Source organism: Rhizobium sp. SVR5-2C, from assembly GCF_056755115.1.
The window spans coordinates 1-263 of sequence record NZ_JBNDHT010000430.1; the positions used below are offsets into that span (position 1 = coordinate 1).

General features: G+C 63.1%; 1 protein-coding gene. It reads left to right on the plus strand.

Annotation, left to right across the window (positions count from 1 at the left end; all coding sequences use genetic code 11):
• Positions 1–15: 15 nt before the first annotated feature.
• The coding region (locus tag ACPYOI_RS36395) for a hypothetical protein (protein ID WP_481424220.1) at positions 16–263 on the plus strand (248 nt) is incomplete at its 3' end.

Consider the following 263-nt stretch of genomic DNA (forward strand, 5'->3'; position numbering starts at 1 on the left):
TACCAAGAGATGCCCATGGCAGGTTCGGCCACGCAAGGTCGCTATCGGCTGACCTCGGGTCGCTGGCCGGCGAAGGCCGGGGAGGTTCTGGCCACCAGTACTCTTGGCGCTGATGATGGATCGCGGTTGTCTGCCAAGGCAGGTGATCTCCACCTCACGGTCACCGGCCATGTCGAAGCCGTCTACGATCGGGTTGCGACCTTGGTTCTTGCGGCTCCAGGCACATGGCAGTCATGGCGGATTTCCCGCGATGACGCTGGACG